Annotated in this window: 4 protein-coding genes; 1 reads left to right on the top strand and 3 read right to left on the bottom strand. The window is 66.1% G+C overall.

Going from position 1 to position 3,681, the window contains the following annotated elements:
* Positions 1 to 70 precede the first annotated feature (70 nt).
* The gene (locus U5L98_RS00020) at positions 71 to 1,042 is read left to right on the top strand and encodes a GlxA family transcriptional regulator (RefSeq protein WP_322556305.1); all 972 of its coding nucleotides are present in this window, start codon (positions 71 to 73) and stop codon (positions 1,040 to 1,042) included.
* A gap of 100 nt (positions 1,043 to 1,142) precedes the next feature.
* Here U5L98_RS00020 and U5L98_RS00015 read toward each other — a convergent pair whose 3' ends face one another.
* Genes U5L98_RS00015 through U5L98_RS00005 form a run of 3 tightly spaced genes read right to left on the bottom strand, consistent with a single transcriptional unit; the run spans position 1,143 to position 3,471 of the window.
* Positions 1,143 to 1,598, bottom strand: coding sequence for a thioesterase family protein (locus U5L98_RS00015; protein WP_322556304.1), 456 nt, complete (start codon positions 1,596 to 1,598; stop codon positions 1,143 to 1,145).
* Entirely contained in the window at positions 1,598 to 2,554 is a 957-nt protein-coding gene (locus tag U5L98_RS00010) for an L-carnitine dehydrogenase (RefSeq protein ID WP_322556303.1), read from the bottom strand. The genes U5L98_RS00015 and U5L98_RS00010 overlap by 1 nt, the downstream gene beginning before the upstream one ends.
* Positions 2,551 to 3,471, bottom strand: coding sequence for a 3-keto-5-aminohexanoate cleavage protein (locus tag U5L98_RS00005; RefSeq protein WP_322556302.1), 921 nt, complete (start codon positions 3,469 to 3,471; stop codon positions 2,551 to 2,553). Before U5L98_RS00005 ends, U5L98_RS00010 begins: the two co-directional genes overlap by 4 nt.
* Positions 3,472 to 3,681: the final 210 nt, after the last annotated feature.

Raw genomic sequence — 3,681 nt, 5'->3', positions numbered from 1 at the left:
CACACCACCCATCCTGGGCGTGTCGTCGGCCCCACGACCTCGATGCGTCGTCAGCGTTGAGGAGACGAGCATGCGCCTGGAATACCACGGCCCGCTGCCTGAGTCGGTGGGCTTTCTGCTGTTGCCGTGTTTCTCGATGATGGCGTTCTTCGCCGCGGTGGAGCCGCTGCGCATTGCCAACCGCATCAGCGACAGGCCGCTATTCGACTGGACTCTGATCAGCGTCGACGGCGAGCCGGTTACCGCCAGCAACGGCATGACCCTGCTCACTGACCATTCCATCCACCAGGTGAACCATCTGCCCACGCTGGCGGTATGCAGCGGTTTCGCGCCGGAAGCGCATCTTGCCCGGCCATTGATGGGCTGGCTGCACCGCCTGGACCAGGCTGGCTGTGTTCTGGGAGGCCTGGATACCGGGTGTTTCCTGCTTGCCGCCGCGGGACTCCTGAAGGGCGAGCGCGTGACACTGCACTGGGAGAGTCTGCCGGCCTTCCGTGAACGCTTCCCCGCTATCCAGACCTCTGATGAGCTGTTCGAACTCGGGGAGCGTCGTTTCTCCTGCGCCGGTGGTGCCGCAGCCATGGACATGGTCCTGGAGGTGATCGCCCGGCGCCACGGATCTCGATTGGCCATCGACGTCTCCGAGCAGCTGATCCACGAACGGCTGCGCAGCCGCAATGATCAGCAGCGCATGACCCTGGCGCGACGCCTGGGCACCCATAACCGCCGTCTGGTGGAAGCGGTCGCACTGATGGAGCGGCATCTCGAGACGCCGCTTGGACTTTCCGATATCGCCCGCCGCAGCGGCGTCTCCCAGCGTCAGCTGCAGCGCCTCTTCGAGCAGCATCTTGCCACCTCCCCACGCCGCTGGTACCTGGCCTTGCGTCTTGGCCGTGCACAGCACTTGCTCACCGAGACCGACATGGACGTGCTCTCCATCGGGCTGGCCTGTGGCTTCACCTCCGGTCCCAGTTTCTCGCGGGCGTTTCGCGAGCATTACGGGCAATCCCCCCGCGAGGCGCGTCGAGGGGCTGGTGAATGACTGTAAAAGTGGGGGAGGGGCTGGAGTCTCATGGTGAGGAGCAGGATACACCAGTAGCCACCCACGGGGAGGGTGGCTCGCAGTGCTTAACGCGGCTCGCTCAACGACGGATGCCGATGGTACGCCCGGCAAGCGTCGGCCACGCACTGCGCTCGACATGGGGCAGTTCGGCGATGGCGGCCTCGATGAGGTTGGGGAAGGGCGCCGGACGACCACTCTCTTGGCCCATGCCCATCAGCATCTGCTCGCTGGTAGCCAGCAGAGTTCCATCGAGGTCATGCATCGCAAAGAAGACATGCAGCCGCTTGGTGTCGCGATCCAGCAGGGTCAGGGCCACCTCGAGCGGTTGCCCTTCGTGGGCCTCGCGGCGGTAGCAGAGATGGGTCTCCAGGGTGTAGATCGTATAGCCATGCTGCGCGCGGCCGGCATCATCCAGGCCGATACGGTCCATCAGTGCTTCCACCGCCAGGGAGAAGACCCTGGCGTATTCGGCATCGTTCATGTGGCCGTTGTAGTCGACCCACTCCGGCCGGACTCGGGTTTCGAGTAGTGTCATCAGATTCGCCCCTCCAGGCCTTCGGCTTCGGGCCAGTATTTATGCACCAGGTCGAGCAGCTCGACCAGGAAGTCGTCGCGTCGGCGGTCGAGCTCGGCCACGCTGCGACCGGCAGCCTGATGCTCGCAGCCCTCGACGACCTTGTCGATCAGCTCGTCGGTGAGTTCGGGAGCCTCGAGCTTGGTCCAGGGCAGCTTCAGTGCCGGGCCGAACTGTTCGAGCATATGGCGCATGCCCGGCTCGCCGCCGGCCAGGTGGAAGGTCAGGAAGGTGCCCATCAGCGACCAGCGCAGGCCGCAGCCGTAGACCACCGCGGCATCGATCTCCTCGGTGGTGGCCACGCCGTCGTTGACCAGGTGCAGCGCTTCGCGCCACAGCGCTTCCATCAGGCGGTCGGCGATATGCCCCTCGATCTCCCGGCGTACCACCAGGGGGCGCATGGCCAGTGCCTGGTAGAGGACCTGGGCACGCTCGATATGCTCCGGCTCCGTGGCCTGGCCCCCCACCAGCTCGACCAGCGGCAGCAGGTAGACCGGGTTGAAGGGGTGGGCGACGATCACTCGCCCCGGCGCCCGTGTGCAGTCCTGCTGCAGGTCGCTGGGCTTGAAGCCGGAGGTGGAGGAGCCGATGACCACGCCATCGGCGGCGCCGGCATCCAGGGCGGCGAGGATCTCGCGCTTGAGTGCCAGGCGCTCCGGCACGTTCTCCTGGATCAGGTCGGCATCCACGACGGCCTCCTCGAGGCTGTCCACGAAGCGTAACCGCGCGGGGCTGGCGTCCTCGGCCAGGCCCAGACGCTCGAGGGACCCCCAGGCACTGTCGACGAAGGCGCGGGTACGCGCCGGGGCCTCGGGATCGGGGTCGAAGGCCACCACGTCCCAGCCGCGCCCCAGGGCGCGGGCGATCCAGCCGTTGCCGATCACCCCGGTACCGATCACGCTAAGTTGGCGGCTCATGCCTCACCTCCCACGGTCTTTTCCACGGTCTGGCCGGTGCGCGGGTCGCGCAGCTTCAGATGAGCGCGGGTCTCTGCCGGGCTCATCACCCGGGCGCCCAGGTTCTCGAACAGGCTGGAGGCCTTCTCCACCAGCTGCGCATTGGTGGCCAACACGCCCTTCTCCAGGTAGAGGTTGTCCTCCAGGCCGACCCGGGCATGGCCACCCAGCAGCACCGCCTGGGCCGCCATGGGCATCTGGTGGCGGCCGATGCCGAAGGCCGCCCACTGGGCGCTTTCCGGCAGCTTGTTGCGCATGGTCAGCATGGTCTCGGTGTCCGCCTCGGCGCCCCAGGGAATCCCCAGGCAGAGCTGGTAGAGCGGATCACCGTCGATCAGGCCTTCCTGCTGCAGCTGACGGGCAAACCACACGTGGCCCAGGTCGAAGCACTCCAGCTCCGGCTTGACGCCCGCCTGCTGCACCAGCCTGGCGTGCTCGCGCAGCCAGTCGGCGGTGTTCATGTAGACCATGTCGCCGAAGTTGAGGCTGCCGCAGTCCAGGGTGCACAGCTCCGGCAGTAGCTCGCCCACCGGCGCGTGGCGCTGGGCCGGGGTCTGGATGTCGGTGCCCGGGCCGCCGCGAGTGGGGTCCTCGACGTCGGGGATCCAGTCGCCGCCGCCGCCGGCGGTGATGTTCATGACGATGTCGGTATCTGCTTCGCGAACGCGCTCCATGACCTCGCGGAAGTGCTCCAGGGAGTGGCTGACGCCGCCGGTTTCCGGGTCACGCACGTGGATATGCGCAACGCTGGCACCCGCCCTGGCGGCGGCGATGCAGTCATCGGCGATCTGCTTGGGCGTGACGGGAACGTTGGGGTTCTTGCCAGTGGTGTCGCCGGCGCCGGTGACGGCACAGGTCAGGATGACGTTGCGGTTCATGCTCCGCTCCTTGGGGTGATGGATTCGACACGCTTAGTGTGAATTCCCCTTGCCTTACCGTCTTGACTTTAAGCGAATCTTTTTTGGCATAAAGCGACAAACCAGGAAGCATAGATCGAGATAGCTCACCGTTGGCGGAAATCACCGTTAGCATGGGCCGCTGTCTTACGCTTTAGCAGGGAGTGCATGATGGCGCTGCTGGACGTTCTC

The organism is Halomonas sp., from assembly GCF_034520545.1.
In the GTDB taxonomy this organism is placed as follows: domain Bacteria; phylum Pseudomonadota; class Gammaproteobacteria; order Pseudomonadales; family Halomonadaceae; genus Halomonas.
Note: the sequence above shows the minus strand (reverse complement) of the source record. Positions and strands in the feature narration are given on the sequence as shown.

Excerpts from the sequence above, each read along its gene's own strand:
- U5L98_RS00020 (WP_322556305.1), top strand. The coding sequence starts at position 71 with ATGCGCCTGGAATACCACGGCCCGCTGCCTGAGTCGGTGGGCTTTCTG.
- U5L98_RS00015 (WP_322556304.1), bottom strand. The coding sequence starts at position 1,598 with ATGACACTACTCGAAACCCGAGTCCGGCCGGAGTGGGTCGACTACAAC.
- U5L98_RS00010 (WP_322556303.1), bottom strand. The coding sequence starts at position 2,554 with ATGAGCCGCCAACTTAGCGTGATCGGTACCGGGGTGATCGGCAACGGC.
- U5L98_RS00005 (WP_322556302.1), bottom strand. The coding sequence starts at position 3,471 with ATGAACCGCAACGTCATCCTGACCTGTGCCGTCACCGGCGCCGGCGAC.